This is a genomic window from Burkholderia sp. SJZ089 (assembly GCF_007828315.1).
Classification (GTDB): Bacteria; Pseudomonadota; Gammaproteobacteria; order Burkholderiales; family Burkholderiaceae; genus Burkholderia; species Burkholderia gladioli.
Genome location: NZ_VIUM01000007.1, coordinates 360029 through 379875 on the forward strand (window position 1 = coordinate 360029; position 19847 = coordinate 379875).

16 protein-coding genes are annotated in these 19847 nt (G+C 68.9%); 6 read left to right on the plus strand and 10 right to left on the minus strand.

Going from position 1 to position 19847, the window contains the following annotated elements:
* From FB600_RS15980 to FB600_RS16025, 10 genes are all read right to left on the minus strand, one after another.
* A complete protein-coding gene (locus FB600_RS15980; protein WP_105820472.1) occupies positions 1 to 1110 on the minus strand; it encodes an ABC transporter permease in 1110 nt (369 codons plus the stop codon).
* On the minus strand, positions 1064 to 2116 hold the full coding sequence (locus FB600_RS15985; protein ID WP_096752127.1) for a microcin C ABC transporter permease YejB: 1053 nt from the start codon (positions 2114 to 2116) through the stop codon (positions 1064 to 1066). The genes FB600_RS15980 and FB600_RS15985 overlap by 47 nt, the downstream gene beginning before the upstream one ends.
* Positions 2117 to 2120: 4 nt before the next feature.
* A complete protein-coding gene (locus FB600_RS15990; protein WP_145756969.1) occupies positions 2121 to 4043 on the minus strand; it encodes an extracellular solute-binding protein in 1923 nt (640 codons plus the stop codon).
* A 151-nt stretch (positions 4044 to 4194) separates the two neighbouring features.
* Positions 4195 to 6975 (minus strand): TonB-dependent receptor, encoded by a 2781-nt coding sequence (locus FB600_RS15995; RefSeq protein WP_096752948.1) that lies wholly within the window; start codon positions 6973 to 6975, stop codon positions 4195 to 4197.
* Between the two features lie 383 nt (positions 6976 to 7358).
* A complete protein-coding gene (locus FB600_RS16000) occupies positions 7359 to 7934 on the minus strand; it encodes a helix-turn-helix domain-containing protein (RefSeq protein ID WP_013691702.1) in 576 nt (191 codons plus the stop codon).
* Positions 7935 to 7947: 13 nt separating this feature from the next.
* A complete protein-coding gene (locus tag FB600_RS16005) occupies positions 7948 to 9141 on the minus strand; it encodes a tetratricopeptide repeat protein (RefSeq protein WP_096752128.1) in 1194 nt (397 codons plus the stop codon).
* Between the two features lie 16 nt (positions 9142 to 9157).
* Positions 9158 to 9583, minus strand: coding sequence for an ExbD/TolR family protein (locus tag FB600_RS16010; protein WP_013691704.1), 426 nt, complete (start codon positions 9581 to 9583; stop codon positions 9158 to 9160).
* A 9-nt stretch (positions 9584 to 9592) separates the two neighbouring features.
* Complete coding sequence (locus FB600_RS16015) at positions 9593 to 10015, minus strand: ExbD/TolR family protein (RefSeq protein WP_025100481.1); 423 nt, start codon at positions 10013 to 10015, stop codon at positions 9593 to 9595.
* A gap of 13 nt (positions 10016 to 10028) precedes the next feature.
* A complete protein-coding gene (locus tag FB600_RS16020; protein ID WP_013691706.1) occupies positions 10029 to 10940 on the minus strand; it encodes a MotA/TolQ/ExbB proton channel family protein in 912 nt (303 codons plus the stop codon).
* Between the two features lie 93 nt (positions 10941 to 11033).
* Positions 11034 to 11729, minus strand: a complete 696-nt coding sequence (locus FB600_RS16025) for an energy transducer TonB (protein ID WP_025100483.1) — start codon at positions 11727 to 11729, stop codon at positions 11034 to 11036.
* 849 nt (positions 11730 to 12578) lie between these two features.
* Between FB600_RS16025 and FB600_RS16030 the strand changes: the two genes are divergently transcribed.
* From FB600_RS16030 to FB600_RS16055, 6 genes are all read left to right on the plus strand, one after another.
* Positions 12579 to 14408, plus strand: a complete 1830-nt coding sequence (locus tag FB600_RS16030; protein ID WP_098183266.1) for an ATP-binding protein — start codon at positions 12579 to 12581, stop codon at positions 14406 to 14408.
* On the plus strand, positions 14405 to 14815 hold the full coding sequence (locus FB600_RS16035; RefSeq protein ID WP_013691709.1) for a response regulator: 411 nt from the start codon (positions 14405 to 14407) through the stop codon (positions 14813 to 14815). The genes FB600_RS16030 and FB600_RS16035 overlap by 4 nt, the downstream gene beginning before the upstream one ends.
* On the plus strand, positions 14787 to 15182 hold the full coding sequence (locus FB600_RS16040; RefSeq protein WP_060001013.1) for a hypothetical protein: 396 nt from the start codon (positions 14787 to 14789) through the stop codon (positions 15180 to 15182). The genes FB600_RS16035 and FB600_RS16040 overlap by 29 nt, the downstream gene beginning before the upstream one ends.
* An 82-nt stretch (positions 15183 to 15264) precedes the next feature.
* A complete protein-coding gene (locus FB600_RS16045; protein WP_013691711.1) occupies positions 15265 to 15603 on the plus strand; it encodes an STAS domain-containing protein in 339 nt (112 codons plus the stop codon).
* Between the two features lie 189 nt (positions 15604 to 15792).
* Positions 15793 to 16695 (plus strand): substrate-binding periplasmic protein, encoded by a 903-nt coding sequence (locus FB600_RS16050; RefSeq protein WP_145756968.1) that lies wholly within the window; start codon positions 15793 to 15795, stop codon positions 16693 to 16695.
* Positions 16692 to 19727: a SpoIIE family protein phosphatase gene (locus tag FB600_RS16055; RefSeq protein WP_098151441.1), complete on the plus strand. Its 3036-nt coding sequence runs from the start codon at positions 16692 to 16694 to the stop codon at positions 19725 to 19727. The genes FB600_RS16050 and FB600_RS16055 overlap by 4 nt, the downstream gene beginning before the upstream one ends.
* Positions 19728 to 19847 lie beyond the last annotated feature (120 nt).

The following is a 19847-nucleotide window of genomic DNA, read 5'->3' on the forward strand; positions in this document are numbered from 1 at the left end:
TCACTTGCCCCCGCCGAAGGCCGAGCCGCGGGCGCGCGTGTCGAGCGCGTTGCGCAGCGCGTCACCCATGAAGGTCAGCAGCAGCAGGGTGACCACCAGGGCCGCGAAGGCCGAGATCGAGATCCACCAGGCGTCGAGGTTGTTCTTGCCCTCCTGCAGCAGCTCGCCCAGGCTCGGCGTGGGCGGCGGCACGCCCAGGCCGAGGAAGTCCAGGCTGGTGAGCGAGAGGATCGCCGCGCTCATGCGGAACGGCAGGAAGGTGATCACCGGCGTCAGGCTGTTGGGCAGCACGTGGCGCCAGATGATCTGCGCATTGGTCAGGCCCATGGTGCGCGCGGCCTTCACGTAGTCGAGCGCGCGGTTGCGCAGGAACTCGGCGCGCACGTAGTCGGACAGCACCAGCCAGCCGAACATCGAGAGCAGGATGAACAGCAGCCACAGCGAGGGGTTGAAGATCGAGGCGAAGATGATCAGCAGGTAGAGGTCGGGCATCGAGCTCCAGATCTCGATCAGGCGCTGGCCGATCAGGTCGGTGCGCCCGCCGTAGAAACCCTGCACCGCGCCCGCGAAGACCCCCACCACCACGCCCGAGATGGTCAACGCGAAGGCCATCAGCACCGAGAGCCGGAAGCCGTACAACAGGCGCGCGAGCACGTCGCGGCCGAACTGGTCGGTGCCCAGCCAGTTGCTCGACGAGGGCTTGGCCGGATACGGGTTCTTCGCGAAATAGTCGATCGTGTCGTAGCGGTAGCGGCTGGGCGGATAGATCACGAAGTTGCCGTTGCCCTCGAGGCGCTTCTGGATGTACGGATCGAGATAGTTGGTCTTGGCGGGGAAATCGCCGCCGAACAGCGTCTCGGGATAGTCCTTCACGATCGGGAAGTAGTAGTGCCCGTCGTAGCGCACCACCAGCGGTCGGTCGTTCGAGAGCACGTCGGCGAACAGGCTGATCACGAACAGCGCCGTGAAGATCACGAAGCTCCAGTAGCCGAGCGGCTGGCGCCGGAAGCGCAGCCAGGTGCGCCGCCACGGCGACGGCGACGCCTGCAGGCCGGCCGTCGGATCAGTGGTCCAGGCGGGAGAATTGGATGCGGGGGTCGACGAGGACATAGCAGACGTCAGCGATGAGTTTGGTGATGAGGCCGATCAGCGTGAACAGGAACAGCGAGCCGAGCACGACCGGGTAATCGCGGCGGATCACCGAGTCGTAGGAGAGCTGGCCCATGCCGTCGAGCGAGAACAGCGTCTCGATCAGCAGGTTGCCGTTCAGGAAGGCGCCCACGAAGGCGGCGGGCAGGCCCGTGACGAGCGGGATCGCGGCGTTGCGCAGCACGTGCTTCCACAGCACGTCGCGCTCGGGCGCGCCCTTGGCGCGGGCGGTCAGCACGTATTGCCGGCCGATTTCCTCCAGGAAGGTGTTCTTGGTCAGGATCGTGACGATCGCGAAGTTGCCGATCACGGCCGCCGTGACGGGCAGCACGATGTGCCACAGATAATCGAGCAGCTTGCCGATCGCGCTCAGCTCGTCGAAGTTGTCCGAGGTGATGCCGCGCATCGGGAACAGTTGCCAGAAGGTGCCGCCGCCGAACAGCATCAGCAGGAGCACGCCCAGCACGAAGCCGGGAATCGCGTAGCCGGCCAGCACCATCACCGAGGTCACGGCGTCGAAGCGCGAGCCGTTGCGCACCGCCTTGGCGATGCCCAGCGGCACCGAGATCAGGTAGGTGAGCAGCACGGTCCAGAGGCCGAGCGTGATCGACACCGGCAGCTTCGAGCGGATCACCGCCCACACGCTACGATGCGCGAAGTAGGACTGGCCGAGATCGAAGCTGGCGTAGCTGCGCAGCATCAGGAAATAGCGCGTGAGCGGCGGCTTGTCGAAGCCGAACTGCTTCTTGATCTGCTCGATCTGCTGCGGGTCGACGCCCTGGCTGCCGTGATAGCCGCCGCCACCGCCGCCGGCCTCGCCGCCGCGCGTGCTGCCGTGGCGCAGTTGCGTCAGCACCTGCTCGACCGGGCCGCCCGGCACGAACTGGGTGACCACGAAGGTGATCGTCACCACGCCGATGATGGTCGGGATCATCAGCAGCAGGCGTCTCAGGATGTAGGCGAGCATCGGTTTACTCCTTGCCGCCCGCCGCGGCCGCGGCGGGGGTCGTGTTGCCGGCTGCCGGCGCCTTGCGGTACCAGTAGTCGATGATCCAGTCCTCGTACAGGTAGGACAGCGGAATCGTCTTGGGATGGCCCAGCGTGACCTTGTAGCCGATACGCGCGTTCGGCAGGTAGTACTGCGGCACCAGGATGTAGAGATTGATCAGCACGCGATCGAGCGCGTGGGTGGCCGTCTCCAGGTCGTCCAGCGTATTGGCGGCCAGCGCCGCGCGGATCAGCGCGTCGACCGCCTTCGACTTGACGCCCGGGTAGTTCTCCGAGCCGACCTGCGAGGCGGCCGCGCTGCCGAAGCGGCGCGTCAGCTCCGCGCCCGGGATCGTCACGGGCGCGTAGATGTAGGTCGTCATGTCGTACTCGAAGCTGTCGAGCCGCTTCTGGTACACCGCGCTGTCGAGTTCGTGCAGCCAGGCGTGGATGCCCAGCAGCGAGAGCGCCTGCGAATACGGCAGGATCAGCCGGTCCATGCCGGGCTGGTCGTCGATGATCTCGATCGTCATCGGGTTGCCGTTGGCGTCGCGCAGCGCGCCGTCCCGGTAGTGCCAGCCGGCCTGCTCGAGCAGCGCGCGCGCCTCCTTGAGGTTGTCGCGCAGCGAGTTCGGCGGGATCGTGGTCGGCTGCTGGACCATCGGGCCGAACACCTCGGGCGGCAGGTCCTTGCGGAACGGCTCCAGCAGGGCCAGTTCCTTCTGGCTCGGCATGCCGCTCGCGGCGAACGGGCTGGCGGCCCAGAAGCTGTTGGTACGGCGGTACTGGCCGTAGAACATCATCCGGTTCATCCAGTCGTAGTCGAAGGCGAGCGCCAGCGCATGGCGCACCCGCACGTCCTGGAACATCGGCTTGCGCAGGTTGATCAGGAAGCCCTGCATCTGCGCCGGGCCGTCCGGGAACTCGCCCTTCTTGAGCAGGCCGTTGTCGAAGTTCTTGCCGATGTAGCGGCGCGCCCACTGCGTCGAGCTGTATTCCATGCGCGCGTCGATATCGCCGGCCTTGAAGGCCTCGAGCATGGTGTACTGGTCGAGGTAGAGCTTGAACGTCACCTGGCGGAAGCGGTACATGCCGCGTCGCGACGGCAGGTTGGCGGCCCAGTAGTGCGGGTCGCGCTCGTAGACGATCGAGCGGTCGTTCTTGCGCGCGGCGATCCGGTAGGCGCCGCTGCCGATCGGCGGCACGTCGACGATCTGGTCGAAGGGCGGGCGCGTGCCGTCGGCGCGCATGCCCCACTTCGGCGAGAACACCGGCAGGTCGCCCGCGATCAGCGGCGCCGAGCGCTCGGCGCGCTTGAAGTCGAAGCGCACCGTGTGCGCGTCCACCACCTCGGCGCGCTTGATGATCTCGAACTGCGCGTTGAACAGCGGCGAGGCCTGGGGGCTCGCCAGCGTGTCGTAGGAATACTTGACGTCGGCGGCGGTGATCGGATCGCCGTTGGAGAAGCGCGCGGCCGGGTTGATGTGGAACGTCGCCGACAGGCCATCGGGCGCGATCTCCACGTCGTCGGCGATCAGCGGGTACTCGGAGGCGAGTTCGTCCCAGCTGCGCTGCATCAGCGTGTCGAACATCAGGTTCTTCATGTCCGGTGCGGGCGAGCCGCGCACCAGGAACGGATTGAGCGAGTCGTAGCTCTGCGCTTCGTCGTAGTTGTCGAAGTTGAGCGTGCCGTCGTTCGGCGCGTTCGGGTCCGCGTAGTCGAAGTGCGTGAAGTCGGGCGGGTATTTCGGCGAATCGTATTGCGCGATGGCCGGCACGGCGAGCGCGACGGACGGCAGCGCGAGACAGGCGGCCGACGCGGCGCATGCGAACGCGAGGGCCTGCGCGAGACGGCCGGCAAGACGCCGGCCGGCGCCGCGCGGCCGACGCCACGTGACAAGGTTCATCGTCATCCTGCTGGTGGAAGGCGCCGGACGCGGGCCGGCGCGAACAACGGTGGAGAGGGGAAACCGGGCTGGCGGCCACCGCGCGGCCGCCGCCTCCCGTATCAACCGGAAGGCGGCGGCCCGCCGCGAGCCCGGGGCGTCAGGCTGGACCTCAGAACTTGTAGGTCGCGCCGATCTGGGCGAAGCGGCCGATGTACGTGTAGATCGACTGGTCGTAACCGGTCTGGCTCAGCGTACCGTTCGCGAAGATCGGGTCATACGGCGGCGTGCGGTTGAAGATGTTGTCGATACCGCCGTAGATGGTCCAGTTCTTGAAGCCGGTGTAGGTCACCATCAGGTTGAACTGGCTGTACGAGCCGACCTTCGCCGGTGCCGGGGCCGGAATCAGGTTCTGCGCGTACGGGCCGGTGAACAGCCACGTGAGCGCCGCATCCCAACGATGGTAGCTCCAGTCCAGCGTGGTATTGCCGCGCCAGCGCGGGAAGCTGCCACCGAACGGCTGGGTCAGCGTGAAGTTGTTGCCCGCGCCGTCCACCGGGGCCGCGCCCGGCTGGCCGATCTTGAAGCTCTTCACGTAGGCCCAATCGCCCGACAGCGTCAGCGTGCCGAAGCTCTTGAGCGGCAGCGCCTGGCGGAAGGTCGACTCGAAGCCGTTGGTGTCGAGGTAGCCCAGGTTGGTGTACGGCGTGATCTTGTAGAGCAGCGCGCCGGTGTTCGGATCGTTGACGATCTGCGTCGGCGCACCCTGGCCGATCACGTTGTCGACGCGGATCTTGTACCAGTCGAGGCTGAAATCGGTGTAGCGGCTCGGCGAGAGCTGGAAGCCGATGTTCAGGTTGCGGGTGTGCTCCGGCGAGATGTTCGGGTTGCCCACCGTGATCGACGTGTAGTTCTGGCCGCTCGCGGCATCGACCTGGCTGCCGATGGTGCGCGAGGCGCTATCCTCGACGAAGGTCGGTGCGCGGAAGCCGCGGCTATACGACGTGTACAGGGTCAACTGCTGCGCCGGCTGGTAGCGCAGGGCGAAGCGCGGCGAGAACGCGCCGCCGACGTCCGAGTAATGGTCGTAACGGCCCGATTGGCTGAAGGTCAGGTTCTTCAGGATCGGCACGTTCAACTGGTAGTAGACCGCCGCGACGTTGCGCTGGCCGTTCACCGTCTGAAGGTTCGGCGACGTCACGAGACCGTCGGCGAATTCCGAGCCCGGCGCGAGGAATTCGCTCTGGTGCGTGAACTGTGCGCCGAGACCCAGGCCGACATCACCGGTGGGCAGGTGGAACAGCGTCGGCGTGGACAGCGTCGCGTCGATCGTGTCGAGCTTCGAGATCCCGAAGGTGCTGGCGTCCTGGAACAGGCCGTTCAGCCCGTTCGGCGTCGAACCCGGGTTCGCGAAGTTCAGCGTGCCGTTCTGGTAGATGTTGTTCAGCGCATTGACGTTCAGCTCGTTCGAGAACGAGTTGGACACCGTGCTCTGCGAGTGGCTCAGCGAGGTCGCCCAATCCCAGTCACCGCCGATCGGCAGGCCGAACGAGCCCTTGATGCCGGTCGATGCGCGCCAGAACGTCGAGGTGGTCTTCTCCGCGACCGCTTCCGGGAACGAGTAGGTCAGTTGCGACGGCACGCCCGTGGTATTGAACGGGTTGCTGGCCGGCACGATGGTGTTGAACGGCGAGAGCTGCTGCGTGACCGGGTTCCAGACCAGCGACGGGCCCTGCGGGTTGCCGACGGTGTGGGTGCCCTGGTTCGAGGTCGACGAGATGCTGCTGATCATGAAGTCGCCGAACGCGGTGGTCTTGTCGTCCACCTTGAAGTCGCCGTGCAACTTCGCGTTCAGGCGTTCCGTCATCGGCAGAATCGACATGCTCTCGGCGGTATTCAGGCCGCAGACCGTGCCGCCCAGGCCGTTGGTGGCCGCCAGCGAGTTGGTGCCGGCCGGACGCACGGTGCTGCCGCCGGGGCAGCCGGCGAGCGCCTGCGCGTTGCCGCCCGGCAGGTTCCAGTACGAGGGCGCCAGCACCGACAGGCCGCCCGGGAAGCCGGTGAAGTCCTGGTTGCGGGTCGAATCGCGGTCCGCCAGCGTGAAGCCGTTGGACTTGTAGTAGCTGGCCGCCGCCGTGATGTTGAAGCGGTCGGCGTTCAGGTCGCCGAAGCCGGCCAGGATGCCGAACTTGGTGGTGCCGTCGCCGTTGCCGGAATTGATCGCCGAGCCCAGGCTGCCGTCGAGCTGCACGCCGCGGAAGTCGTGCTTGGTGATGATGTTGACCACGCCGCCGATCGCGTCCGAGCCGTATTGCGACACGGCGCCGGTCTTGACGATTTCGATCCGCTCGATCGCGTTGAGCGGCAGGGTGTTGAGGTCGAAGAAGGAGTCGTCGGCGTTCGAGAAGAACGCGAACGGCGCGACGCGCTGGCCGTCGACCAGCACCAGCGTGTACTTCTCGGGCAGGCCGCGCAGCGCGATGCCGGCCGCGCCGGCCGCGAAGCTGCTGCTCTGGCCTTCGCTCCAGCTGTTCGCCGAGTTGGCGGTGGTATTGCGCAGGAAGTCGGCCACCGTGGTCGCGCCGCTGCTGGTGATTTCCTTCGGCGTGATGGTCTGCACCTGGTTGAAGCCGACCTTGTCCGAGCTGCGGATCAGCGAACCCGTCACCTCGAAGCGCTTGATCTGCTGCACCTTGTTGCCGCCGCCGGGCGCGGCCGTCGTGGTCGCGCCCGAGGCACCCGCCGGCGCGTCGGCCGTGGCGGCCCCCACGCTGGACGGCGTATCCGCCTGCGCCACCTTGATGGCCGGACCGGATGCCAGGGCATCCGCCACTGCGGCCGGCCCCGCCGCCGGCTGGCTTTGCGCGAACGCCGGCACTGCCAGCGTCGCCGCCAATGCGATTTCCGCCCAGACGATCTGCCTCACGGCCATCGCCAACACTCTCTGTTTCATCTTGCCCCTCTCGCTGAACAAATAGACCCCACCCGTCGCGCGCGAAATCTCATGAATTTCGTTCACCGCCGACGCGGCATCGCGTTTCGGCACCGATTGCCAAACCCTGTTTTATTGCCGGTTCCCTGCTGTGTAGTGCGTGTTACCGCGTCGCCCGCAGCGGATGCATCCATGACGGCATCCTTACAAGTTGTTAGTCCTGCGAACGATACTGCCTGAGCGACAGCTGCCTGCTTCGCGACCGGCTCGATCGACCGGGTCGTCGCGACCCCGCGCCCTCCGCGGTGCCGCCTGCCTTGTTCGCGGGCCGTGGCACGGGCCCGCTGTTTCATTTGCCGCCTACTGCTTCCCCCTGTCGGCCACCTGCTCGCCGCCAGTTCGGATCAGAACAATCTCGGTGTCCCGACCCAGACGATCCACGACTCCTCGGTCGACACGTTGCGCCATGCGTGCGTGACATTGGCCTCGTAGTGCGCGGTATCTCCCTGCTTCAGCGTGAAGGTGCGCCCGTCGAGGGTCAGCGCGATCTCGCCGCGTATCACGTACAGGAACTGCTCGCCCGTATTCGACGCCACGGCGGACTGGGCATGGTCCACCGGCATCTTCACCAGTACCGCGTCGAGCTGGCGACTGTCCATCTGGCTGGTCAGCCGCGCGAACGAATTGGCCGAATCCGCGAAGCTGAAGAACTGCAAGGTCTCGGCGCGCCGGACCGACTTGGCCTCGGTGGGCGCCTCGACGAAGTACTGCATGCTCACGCCGAGCGCGCGGGCGATGCCGACCAGCGATTGCAGCGAGGGCGTCGCGCGGCCGCGCTCGACCTGGGAGAGGAACGGCTTGGAGATGCCCGCCATTACCGCCACCTCGTCCAGCGTCAGCTTCAGCCGCTGCCGCAGCGCGCGGATCCGGCCGCCGATCGCCGCCGACGCGGACATCGATTCATCGAGGATCGGAACCATGTTAGATCGCTGTTCATTTCGCCACGACGAGAGTCCACAGCCGCGCCAGCTCGGCTGTTCCGTCGTTCCCGTTGACGGCACGGAACGCCTGCACCGCATGGGCCTTGTCGCCCGCCACGTAATACGCCTCGCCGAGCCGCAGCTGCGCGAGATCCGGATGCGCCAGGCCGCCCTTGGCGATCGCCTGGCGGATCTGCGCGATGCCCTCGGCGCCCTTGCCGGCGAACACCAGGTTCAGGCCGGCGTCGACCGGGTTGACCGGATTGTCGGGGTCGGGCGGCGCGGTCAGTCGCTTGGCGGCCAGCGCCTGCAGGCGCTTCTCGCGGTCGGCCTGGGCGTCGTGGCCCAGCACGCCGGAGGCGAAGCCCTGGTCGATCACCTGCTTGCCCTCGGCGGTCGAGCCGACCACGATCGCGAGCTGGGTCATCTCCATGTAGTCGTCGACGCTCGTCAGGCTGTTGGTGGCGCGGCGCAGCCGGTAGATATCGAGGTCCAGCGAGGACAGGTAGCCCGGCCGCGTGCGGATCGCGTTGAACAACTGGGACTGATAGGCCGGGTTCGGGTGATGGATGGCCAGCGATTCCAGCGCCGAGAGATAGGTCGCGCTGTCGTTGGCGTGCTGCGCGCAGGTGGCCAGCATCTGCAGCGAGCCTTCGTCGGTGACGCGCCCGGCGCGCGTGTCGGCGTCCACCGCCGGCTTGAGGGTGGCCACCACCTGCTTGCAGTCGTTCGAGAGGTAGTAGGACTGCAGCAACAGGGTGCGCATGTCCGGATCGTTGCCGCCGGCCTTCTGGTAGCGCTGCGCGGTGCGGATCGCCGCGGCGTAGTTCTTCTGCTGGAAATAGAGGCCCGCCAGCGTGGCGGCGGTGCGCTGCTCGTCGGCCGCGCCCGCGTGGCCCGAGGCCAGCACCGCCTCGTAGGCCTGCTGCGCGGTGCCGGTGTCGCCGGCGGCGATGGCGGCCGCGCCGCGCATCTCGTCGACCGTCACGGCCTCGTAGGGCGTCTTGTTCGGCACGGCCTGCGCCTGCGCGATCTTGCCGAGCGCGTCGCGATACTTGTGGGCGCGATAGAGGTCCTGCGCGGCCGCGAGCGGCTTGGCGATCTCGGGGCGCAGCGAGTCGGCCGCGTGCGAGATGCCCGATGCGCAGGCGAAAAGAACCCCCAGCGCGGCCGCGAGCGCGGCGCGCTTCATCCGTTGGTCGATCATCGAGGTACCCGGTTGGTTACTGCATGTACTGTTCGTTGCCGATCAGGCCGATCTTGGTGGCGCCCACGCGCTGCGCGGCGGCCAGCACGCCCGCCACGTCGCGATACGGCACCAGCTTGTTCGGCCGCAGATGGATCTCCGGCTGCACCGGCTCGGCCGCGGCCTGCGAGAGCTTCTGCTCGAGCGCGGCGCGGTTCGGCACCAGGGTGCCGTTCCAGGTGGTGGTGCCGTCGAAGTCGATGTCGATCTGCACCACTTCCGGCGGCGTGGCCGGCGGCGGCGGATTGCCGACCGGCAGGTCCATCTTCACCGAGTGCATCTGGATCGGGATGGTGATGATCAGCATGATCAGCAGCACCAGCATCACGTCGATCAGCGGCGTGGTGTTGATGTCCACCATCACTTCCGGCTCGCCGCCACCGCGCGAAACGTTCATTCCCATCGTCTGCTCCTAGCCGCGAGCCGGCGGCTCGGTAATGAAGGACACTTTCGCGATCCCCGCCCGCTCGCAGTCGGTGATCAGGCGCCCGATGAATTCGTAGCGGGTGTCCTGGTCGCCGCGCACGTGCACGTCGGGCTGCGGGTTCATCTGCGATACGTCCTTCAGCTTGGCGAGCAGGGTCGGGCTGTCGACCAGCTTCTCGCCCCAGAAATACTGCCCTTCGCGGTTCACGGCGATCTCGATGCTCTTGGGCTTGGTCTGCAGCGGCTGCACGGTTTCCTTGGGCAACTGCAGCGGGATCGTGTGCGTGACCACCGGGATCGTGATCAGGAAGATGATCAGCAGCACCAGCATCACGTCCACCAGCGGCGTGGTGTTGATATTGGCGATCACCTCGTCGTCGCCTTCCTCCTGCCCGACACTCATGGCCATGGCGAATCTCCGCTCAGCGGCCGAGCGAGGCGGCCGGCGCGCGCACCGCGCGCTTGCCGCCGCCTGCCAGCACCACGGTGTGCAGCTGGGCGCCGAAGTTGCGCACGCGCTCCATCACCGACTTGTTGCGGCGGACCAGGAAGTTGTAGCCGAGCACCGCCGGCACCGCCACCGCCAGGCCGATCGCGGTCATGATCAGCGCCTCGCCCACCGGGCCGGCGACCTTGTCGATCGAGGCCTGGCCGGCGATACCGATCGCCGTCAGCGCGTGGTAGATCCCCCACACCGTGCCGAACAGGCCGACGAACGGGGCGGTCGAACCGACCGTGGCCAGGAAGGCCAGGCCGTCCTGCATGCGGTTCGAGACATTGGTGATGCCGCGCTCGACCGAGGCGTCGATCCAGGTATTGCGGTCGACCGCCTCGAGCAGCGCCTCCTGGTGATGCTCGCCCGCCTCGATGGCGGTTTCGGTCAGGAAGCGGAACGGCGAGGCCTCATCGAGCAGCTTGACGCCCTCGGCCAGGCTCGGCGCGGTCCACAGCTGTTCGTCGGCGTGCTTGGCGCGGCGGTTGGCGCGCAGTTGCTCGAGGAACTTGGTGATCATGATGTACCAGCTGCCCATCGACATGATGACCAGCAGCACCAGCACGAAGCGCGCCACGAAATCGCCGCCCTTCCACAGCGCGCCCAGCCCGTAGGGATTGCTGACCGCCTCGGTGGCGGCCGGTGCCGGCGGCGGCACCGCGTCGGCCGGCGCGGCTTCGGTGGCGGGTGCCGTCTGTGCGGCCGCCGGCGCCGAGCTGGCCGCGGCATCGCTCGACTGCGCATAGGCAGCCTGCGGCGCCAGCAAGGCGACGGGGGCAAGCAGCCCGGTGGCGGAAATCATCATGCTTGCCGCGAGCGCGGCGATCGAACGCTTGGCCATACCCAACTCCTGTCGATTCGTTGTACTGACGAACACGTCATGTGCTTCGCCGCCCGGTGCCGGCCCCGCCGGCACCGCTTCAGATTGATGAACTCAGTTCAGGTTGAACGAGAAAGGAACCTGCACGCGCACCGGCTGACCCTGCCCGACGCACTTGAACTGCTTGACCGCGTTGAAGGCGGCGCGATCGAGATCGGAATCGGCCGACTGCGCGACCCGCTCGTTGGTGATCTTGCCGTCCGCGTCGACCGTGAATTCGATCAGCACGTCGCCGGTGATGTTGTTTTCCTGCGCGGCCTGCGGATAGCGGATCGAGCCGCGGATCTGGTCCGAGTTCGGGCACACCACGCCGACTTCATGGCTGACGGGCTTGGGCGCAGGCGCGGCCACCGGCGGCGGCGCCGTGACGGGCGCGGATACCACGGGTGCGGCCTGGTGGACGATCGGCGTCTGCACCGGCGCCTGCACCGGCACCTCGGGGGGCGGCACGAACGGCGGCGGCGGCGGAGCGAATTTCGGCGGCGGCAGCTTGACGACCGGCATCGGCGGCGGAGGCGGCGGCTTGACCGGCTCGATGATGCGGGTTTCGATCGGGTGCTGGATGACCTGCACGACCTTGGTGGCAAGGCCGTTGAGCAGCGCGTAGATCAGCACGACGTGCAGCAGCAGCACGATGGCGATTCCCGCGTAGCGCCGGACCGGCTGCTTGCGCGAGGCATCGTACTGGCGGGGACGGCCGAGTTGCGCCAGCCCGCTGTTCGACGCGGCGAGGCCCTCTTCAATCTTCATTGTCAAATCAATCCCCCCGGACGGGATGCGCCCGGTAACCGGTTGCACCCGGATCGGGTGCAACCGACGTCTCGTAAGCGGGGAGCGGATCCTGCGCAATATCGTTTGGATTCCAAATCGATAGCGCCGGTCCCTGCTGCCCGAATGATCAAAAAGCCAGAACCTCTGTGTGGTGTCGCCCGTCGCGCGCCGGAATCGACGCCATCGCAGCATCGTTCGGTGCTTCTGCGCGGCGCTCAGGCTGGCGGTGATCGACCGTCCAGCGATTCGCCGCCGGTTTGCGACATGACTTGGGTGCAGAAGATATCGCAGAAAAAAAACGCTCGTCAAACTTTATTTGATGACCCCACACTAAATTTGGAGGGTTTATTCGAATTCCTCGGCGAGCCCCTTCCGACAAGGCTTCCCACGAATCCCGTTAATCTATTTGTAAAGCAGATTACAAATCTGTTTTCGAGAAATAGATATGCACGATAATCGTGCGATGCACCAATTTGGACTGCACTGCAGCGCGGCAATTTCCATTGGATTACAAATTGGCTGACATCGTATTTACCCGAATTCCCATTGCTTTATACGCACCATTCCGAATTCGGCATGAAGCACGGCAATCGCGTCCGATGCGCTCCGCCAAGTTTCATTTCCTGCTTCGCTCCAACCTGTTCATTCGCATTACTGATCATCAAGATTCCGAACGCTTGGTCACGCCTCGAAACGATCATCGTCAGAATTCCTGATCGATTTCCGAAGCCTCCCGGCCGGCCGCGCCGCGCCCGTCATCGCGCGGTGGCATAATCGATTCGCTCCCACAGCATCGCGGTGCGCCGCGCGCCGGTGCCCGCCGTCACGATGACCGATCCGATCACGCTTCCCGCCCCCGACAATCCGCTGCGCGTGCTCGTCGTCGACGATATCGGCGCGAGCCGCGCGGAAACCGCCTCGCAGGTGCGCGCCTCCGGCCATCACGTGCTCGAGGCCGACAGCGGCGCCGCCGCGCTGCGCATCGTCGAGACCACCGACGTCGACCTGGTCCTGCTCGACCTGCTGATGCCCGACATGGACGGCTTCGAGGCCACCCGCCGCCTGCGCGCGATGCGCGAGCGCGCCTGGCTGCCGATCGTGGTGATGTCATCGCTGCACGGCGCCGAACACTTCGTGCGCGCGGTCGAGGAAGGCGCCGACGACTACCTGGTGAAACCCGTCGACGGCGCGCTGCTGGCCGCGAAGATCCGCAACATCGGCCACGTGCTCGAACTGCAGGCGCGCGTGGCGAATCTCGCCGCGCACAATCGCGAGCTGTTCGACCATGTCGGCGACGCCGTGCTGACCATCGAGGACGGCCTGCGCATCTGCGACGCGAACGCGGCCGGCTACGCCCTGCTCGGGCTCGACGCGCTGCCCGACCAGGGCGCGCCGCTCGACGCGCTGCTGCCCGCCGAGCTGGCCGAGCGGCTGCGCGCCGACACACCGCCCGCCGCCTGCCAGGCACTGGTGCGCGGCCCCGCGGGCGACACCTTCCCGGCCGACATCCGCATCAGTCGCTGGCGTACCAGCGCGCGGCCGCGCGTCTCGCTGGTGATCCGCGACCTGACCGAGCAGCGCCGGCTCGACCGCCTCAAGGACGATTTCCTCAGCACCGTCAGCCACGAGCTGCGCACCCCACTGACCTCGGTGAAGGGCGCGGTCGACCTGCTCGCCGGCGGCGCGGCGGGCGAGCTGCCGGCGCCCGCACAGAAGCTGGTCGACATCGCGCGCCGCAACGGCGAACGGCTCGGTCGCCTGATCGACGACGTGCTCGACGTGGCCAAGCTCGAGGCCGATCGCATGACCCTGCAGCGCCGCGCCTGCGCACTCGACACGCTGGTGGACGAGGCGCTCGCCGCCAACCTCGACTACGCGCGCCGCGTCGGCGTCACGCTCACGCGGGTGGGCGCGCCGTTCGGCTGCGAGGTCTGGGTCGATCCAGACCGCTTCCTGCAGGTGATGGCGAACCTGCTGTCGAACGCGATCAAGAATTCGCCGGCCGGCAGCGCCGTGGAGATCCGCGGCGCCACCGACGGCACGCGCGCGCGAATCGCCGTGCGCGACCACGGCGGCGGCATCCCGGAGGCCTTCCGCGCGCGCATCTTCGAGAAGTTCTCGCAGGCCGACGAACGCGACCGGCGGGTGGGCACCGGCACCGGGCTCGGGCTGCACATCACCCAGGTGCTGGTCGAGCGCATGCACGGCACGGTCGGGCTGGTCTCGACGCCAGGCCACGGCGCCGAATTCCATGTCGACCTGCCGACCGGCGACGCCGCGGCCGTGCTGCCGCCGGCGCGGCCGGTGGCGCTGGTGATCGATCCGGACCCGGCCTGGCGCGCGCGCATCGCCGCCGCGCTCGCGCCCCGATTCGCCACGCTCGCCGCGGCCAGCGCCGAGGAACTCGGCGCCGCCGCCGTGACCGCGCCGGCGCTGCTGGTCGCCGATCCGTCGCGCGGGCGCGACGCGCCGGAAGCGCTGGCGCGGCGGCTGCGAGAAATCGCCGGCCCGGCACCGATCCTGCTCTACACTGACGACGTTTCGGCCGCCGCGCCGGCGCTCGCGGCCGACCGGCTGCCCAAGCGCGGCACCGACGACGATGCGTTGCTGCGTGCCGCGCGGCGCATCGCCCATCCCGACGGAGGACCCCATCGATGAGCTCCACGCTGCACAAGGTGCTCTGTGCCGAGGACGACCCGGACATCCGGGCGATCCTGGAATTCAGCCTCGGCGCGGTCGGCGGCTACGAGGTCCGGCTGTGCCCGGACGGCACCGACGCGCTGGCCGAGGTCGACGCCTTCGCGCCGGACCTGATCCTGCTCGACGTGATGATGCCGACCCTGAGCGGCCCCGACACGATGCGCGCACTGCGCGAGAAACCGGCGCTGCGCGACACGCCGATCGTGCTGATGTCGGCGCGCGCGCTGCCCGACGAGATCGAGGCGCTGCTCGAGCACGGTGCCACCGGCGTGATCGTGAAACCGTTCGACCCCATGACCCTGCCCGAACACCTAAAGATCTACTGGGACTACGCCCGTGATAAACGCGCCGGACAATCCTCCTGATTTCGAACGCCAGCTTGCCCTGCTGCGCGCGCGTTTCACGGCCGGCCTGGTGGCGCGCCGGGACGAACTGGTCAATGCCTGGAGCGAATGGAACAGCCTGGCGGCCAGCGCCGACGGCGACCGGCCGCGCGCGGTGCTGGCCATCGCCCTGCACCGGCTGGCGGGCGCGGCGCTCTCCTACGGCTACGAGGCGCTCGGCCAGGACGCCCGCACGCTGGAGGGACGCATCACCGCCGACGGCGCGCGGCCCGAGGGGCTGGCGATGAGCTTCGCCGCGCTGATCGCCGATCTCAGCGACGCCTACTCGGCCGCCTCGGGCGTGCCCCCGGCGGGGCCGCCCGCCGAGCCGCCGCCCGCGGCCCAGTGACGAGACGGCCCCAGGCCGCCGACCGGACGCGCCGCCCGGCTCCCCGAGCCCCGGCGCGCCTGCATCCCACGAGGATCCCACGATGGAATTGTTGACCACCCCCGCCCCTGGCGGCCCGCTGCTGGTCCGCCCGACCGATGCGCACCTCGATGCCGGCAACGTGCAGGCCTTCAAGGACGCCATCGCGCCGCTGCTCGCCCAGGAGGCGCGCATCGTGTTCGACATGTCCTCGCTGAGCTTCGTCGACAGCTCCGGGCTCGGCGCGCTGATCGCCTGCCTGCGCGAGACGCACCGGCGCGGCGGCGACTTCAAGCTGTGCGCGATGACCAAGCCGGTCAACGCGCTGTTCGAGCTGATGCGCATGCATCGCGTGTTCAGCGTGCACGGCTCGACCGATGACGCGCTGGCCGCCTTCGCCTGAGCGCTCCGGCCCGCGGCGGGAGGCGGCGCCGGGCGCGTCGCGTCGCCCGCCGGGGCGGTTCACGATCCCGCCACACTTTCCGCCGATGCCCATGCTGCAATCTTCCGGATATCACGATCCGTCCTCGCCGGCCGTCGCGAACGCGCGGCCCGGCACCCGTCACCCGCGCGCCGCGCAAGGAACGACACGATGGTTCGCTGGCCCGATCTGCGCAGTATGAGGAACCGGTTCTCCGGTCACCCCGGCGCGGCCGGCAGCCGCCGGGGCGGCACGCGCGAGGCCCGGCCTGCCTCGGCCACGCTGCGCCGGGCGGCGGCGGGATCGGCGGCGCTGCTGATGATGGCCGCCTGCGGTGACGCCAGCGCGGGCGCCGTGCTCGATCGCGTGCATGCCACCCGCACGCTGCGCGTGTGCCTGTCGCAGAACGATGCCGGCATCACCTACCGCGATCCGCGCACCGGCGAGCCGCGCGGCATCGACGTCGACCTGGCGGCCGCCTTCGCCGGCGATCTCGGCGCCCAGATCGTGATGGTCGACACCTCCTTCGACCGCTTCGCCGACGACCTGCTGGCCGACCGCTGCGACGTCGCGATGCTCGCCGTGGCGGCCACCGCGGCGCGCCGCGAGATGCTGCGCTTCAGCCGTCCCTACCTGTCGAGCGGCATCGTCGGGGTGGCCTCGCGCGGCAGCGAGGTGGTGCCGGGCTGGGGCGATCTCGACCGGCCCGGCGTGCGTGTCGGCGTGCAGCAGGGCTCGCAGATCGAGCCGCTGCTGCGCGCCACCCTCAAGCGCGCCACCCTGGTGGTGCTCGACGCGCGCGTGAACCGCGAGGACGAGTTGCAGGCAGGGCGGCTCGACGTGCTGGTGGCGGGGCTTCCGTATGCGCGCCGCCTGCTGGAGAATGCCGACTGGGCCCGCCTGGTGGCGCCGCCGCGGCCGTTCCATCCGATGCCCTATGCCTATGCCGTGCGCCCCGGCGACGACGCCTGGCTGCAGACGGTCGACGCCTTCGTCGCGCGCATCCAGCGCGACGGCCGGCTCGCCGAGGCGGCCCGCCGCCATCACCTGACCGACATCATGCTGCTCCAGTGAAACGAATCGAAGCGATCATCGGCCATCACACCGCGCAGCTCCCCGCCTGGCTCAACAGCCGCTCGGTGCTGGTCGGCGGCGCGCTCGTCGGCGCGCTGCTGATCGGCGCGGCCGGCAGCTTCGCGTGGTGGGAGCATCGCAGCGCGATCGACGACGAGCGCGGCAGCGCCGAGATGCTGGCGCGCGCGCTCGACGACCAGGGCGCGCGCGCCGCCAGCACCGCCAATTCGATCGCGCGCTCGATCGACAGCACGCTGCAGACGCGCGACCTGCGCGGCACGTCCTTCGCCAACCTGATGCTGGCGCGCAGCATCGCCGGCACGCCGATGCTGCGCAGCGTCTCGCTGGTCGACAGCGAGGGCGAGGTGTTCGCCAGCTCGAACCCGGCCAACCTCGGCGCGCATCTCGACCTGGCGCGGCTGCCGGGCCCGCGCGTGCCGGTCGCCGACGGCGATCTCGCGATCGGCCGTCCGGTGGCGGGCCGCGATCTCGCCGATTCCTCGCTGCTGCGCGGCGCGCGGGCCGGCGCCGGCAATGCCCTGCCGCTGCACTTCCTGCCGCTCGCGCGGGCCAGCGTGACGCCCAACGGCGACGTGATCCGCATCGTGGTCGCGCTCAATCCCGACTACCTCAAGACCAGCTTCCAGATGCTGCTGGGCGACGCCTCGCGCTCGGCCGGGCTCTACACGCTCGACGGCACGCCGGTGGTGACCACCGGCGTGCCGCTCGACAAGGCCGGCGCGCTGGGCGCGCATGCGCTGTTCCGCAACCTGCTGCCGCGTGCCGAGAGCGGCAGCTTCGCGGCGCTCGATTTCGACGGCACCTCCAGCATCGGCGCCTGGCGCACCGCGCGGCGCTGGCCGCTGGTGACGGTGGTGGCCACCCCGGCCGAGAGCGCGCTCGCCACCTGGACCGTGGTCGCGCACTGGGTCACGCTCGGCAGCGGCGCCGCGCTGCTGCTGTGGGGCGTGTTCTGCACCGCCGCCTCGCGCAGCCTGCGCCAGAACGCGCTGACCATCGCCGCGCTGGGCCAGCTGATGCGCGAGATCGCCAGCAGCGAGGCGCGCAACACGGCGGTGCTGACCAGCGCGATGGACGGCATGGTCACGCTCGACGCGCTCGGGCACGTGGTGGAATTCAACCGCGAGGCCGAGCGCATCTTCGGCTATCGCGCCGAGAACCTGATCGGCCAGCCCGGCGAGGCGCTGCTGCCCGACGAGATCCACGAGCTGATGCGCGACCGCCGCCTGCCCGGCGAGGACGACCGCTCGGCCACGCCGCGCCGCCGGCTCGAGCTGAACGCGCGGCGCGCCAACGGCCGCGTGTTCCCGGCCGAGATCTCGGTGGCGCCGGTGGACGTGGACGGCGAGCTGTACTACTTCTGCACCGTGCGCGACCTGTCCGAGGCCAAGCGCGTCGCGCACGAGCGCGCCCAGCTGCTGGCCAAGTACCGCGATTCCTCCTCGGACCTGCGCGGCCTGAAGAACGCGCTCGACGAGCACGCGATCGTCAGCATCCTGTCACCGGACGGGACCATCCTCTATGCCAACTCGATGCTGGCCTCGGTCAGCGGCTACCCGAGCGACGAACTGGTCGGCCAGTCCTACCGGCTGCTGCGCCCCGACGACGCCTCGGGTGGCCTGGTGGTGGACCGGCTGCCCGAGCTGATCCGCGAGGGCGCGCCCTGGAGCGGCCAGCTCGTGCACCGGCGCCGCGACGGCTCGCTGTTCTGGACCGCGTCCACGCTGGTGCCGATCATGAACACCTCGCACGACACCAAGCACGCCTTCCTGATCCAGACCGACATCAGCCTGCAGGTGGCCGGCGAGCGCGAGCTGAAGGCGGCGCATCGCGCCGAGCTCGAACTCGGCGCGGGGATCCAGCGCGGCCTGCTGATCGGCGACCTGCCGCCGGCCGTGCACGGCTGCCTGCTCGCCAGCTTCAACCTGGCCTCGCGCGGCATCAACGGCGATTTCTTCGACCTGTTCGAATTCGACGACGGCTGCTTCGACCTGCTGGTGGGCGACGCGATGGGCAAGGGCGTGCCGGCCGCGCTGCTGGGCGCCGCGCTGAAGATGCAGTTCTCGCGCTCGATCGCCGAGCTGGTCGCGCATGGCGAGCCGGGTGCCGAGCGGCCCTCGCCGGCGCGCATCGTGGCGCATTCGCAGCGCGCCATGCACGCGCGCCTGCAGGCGCTCGACAGCTTCGTCACGCTCTGCTACCTGCGCATCGACCGCGTGCGCGGCACCGCCACCTGGGTCGGCTGCGGGCACGAGGAAACCATGCTGTTCCGCGGCAACGCGCCGCCCGAATTCCTGCGCAACCAGCATCCGCCGCTCGGCGTGATCGAGGAGGCCGAGATCTTCGAGGACAGCGTGCGGCTCGGCCCCGGCGACACCGTGGTGCTCTACTCCGACGGCCTGACCGACGCCGTCGACGACACCGGCGAGCGCTTCGGCCTGGACCGGCTGGCGGCCACGCTGCGCGCGCTGGTGCCGACCCATCGACGGCCCGGCACGATCGTGCGCGGCATGCGCGCGGCCGTCGAGGCGTTCACCAACCGCGCGCGGATTCCGGACGACATGACGATGCTGGTGCTGCAACTGCCCGACGGCGAACCGAACACGCGCCGCGAACGGCTCGACATGCCGCGCACGCTCTCGCAGTTGCAGACGCTGCGCAACTTCGTGGCGATGCACGCGGCAGCGGGCCTCGGCGACGACGACGCGGCCTCGCTCGCGCTGGCCGCCGTCGAGCTCGCCAGCAACGTGGTGCGCCACGATTCGCGCCCCGGCGACGGCCCGATCGAGGTGGTCTGCACCACCGGCCCGGAGCTGGCCACGCTCGAGTTCGTCTACGACGGCCGGCCCTTCACGCCGCCGCCGGAGCTGAAGCCCGATTTCTCGGGCGAATCGGAAGGCGGCTTCGGCCTGTTCATCATCCGCGAGAGCTGCGACACCGTCAGCCACGACCACGTCAACGGCATCAATCGCGTCACCCTGATCAAGCGCCGCCACACCCAGGCGGCCTGAGCCGGGAGGCTCTCCTCAGACGATTGGCGTGGCGCGCGCCGATCGACGGCATAACCGAGGATCGCGTCCCGCGCCGCCCGACGAAACCCGCGCGCGCGCCAGAAGCCGCGCCCGGCGCGG

What these genes read in the sequence shown, in the direction of transcription:
- FB600_RS16025 (WP_025100483.1), bottom strand. Translation starts at nt 11,729, where the DNA reads ATGAAGATTGAAGAGGGCCTCGCCGCGTCGAACAGCGGGCTGGCGCAA.
- FB600_RS15990 (WP_145756969.1), bottom strand. Translation starts at nt 4,043, where the DNA reads ATGAACCTTGTCACGTGGCGTCGGCCGCGCGGCGCCGGCCGGCGTCTT.
- FB600_RS16010 (WP_013691704.1), bottom strand. Translation starts at nt 9,583, where the DNA reads ATGGGAATGAACGTTTCGCGCGGTGGCGGCGAGCCGGAAGTGATGGTG.
- FB600_RS16005 (WP_096752128.1), bottom strand. Translation starts at nt 9,141, where the DNA reads ATGATCGACCAACGGATGAAGCGCGCCGCGCTCGCGGCCGCGCTGGGG.
- FB600_RS15980 (WP_105820472.1), bottom strand. Translation starts at nt 1,110, where the DNA reads ATGTCCTCGTCGACCCCCGCATCCAATTCTCCCGCCTGGACCACTGAT.
- FB600_RS16020 (WP_013691706.1), bottom strand. Translation starts at nt 10,940, where the DNA reads ATGGCCAAGCGTTCGATCGCCGCGCTCGCGGCAAGCATGATGATTTCC.
- FB600_RS15985 (WP_096752127.1), bottom strand. Translation starts at nt 2,116, where the DNA reads ATGCTCGCCTACATCCTGAGACGCCTGCTGCTGATGATCCCGACCATC.
- FB600_RS16050 (WP_145756968.1), top strand. Translation starts at nt 15,793, where the DNA reads ATGGTTCGCTGGCCCGATCTGCGCAGTATGAGGAACCGGTTCTCCGGT.
- FB600_RS16015 (WP_025100481.1), bottom strand. Translation starts at nt 10,015, where the DNA reads ATGGCCATGAGTGTCGGGCAGGAGGAAGGCGACGACGAGGTGATCGCC.
- FB600_RS15995 (WP_096752948.1), bottom strand. Translation starts at nt 6,975, where the DNA reads ATGAAACAGAGAGTGTTGGCGATGGCCGTGAGGCAGATCGTCTGGGCG.
- FB600_RS16000 (WP_013691702.1), bottom strand. Translation starts at nt 7,934, where the DNA reads ATGGTTCCGATCCTCGATGAATCGATGTCCGCGTCGGCGGCGATCGGC.
- FB600_RS16035 (WP_013691709.1), top strand. Translation starts at nt 14,405, where the DNA reads ATGAGCTCCACGCTGCACAAGGTGCTCTGTGCCGAGGACGACCCGGAC.
- FB600_RS16045 (WP_013691711.1), top strand. Translation starts at nt 15,265, where the DNA reads ATGGAATTGTTGACCACCCCCGCCCCTGGCGGCCCGCTGCTGGTCCGC.
- FB600_RS16030 (WP_098183266.1), top strand. Translation starts at nt 12,579, where the DNA reads ATGACCGATCCGATCACGCTTCCCGCCCCCGACAATCCGCTGCGCGTG.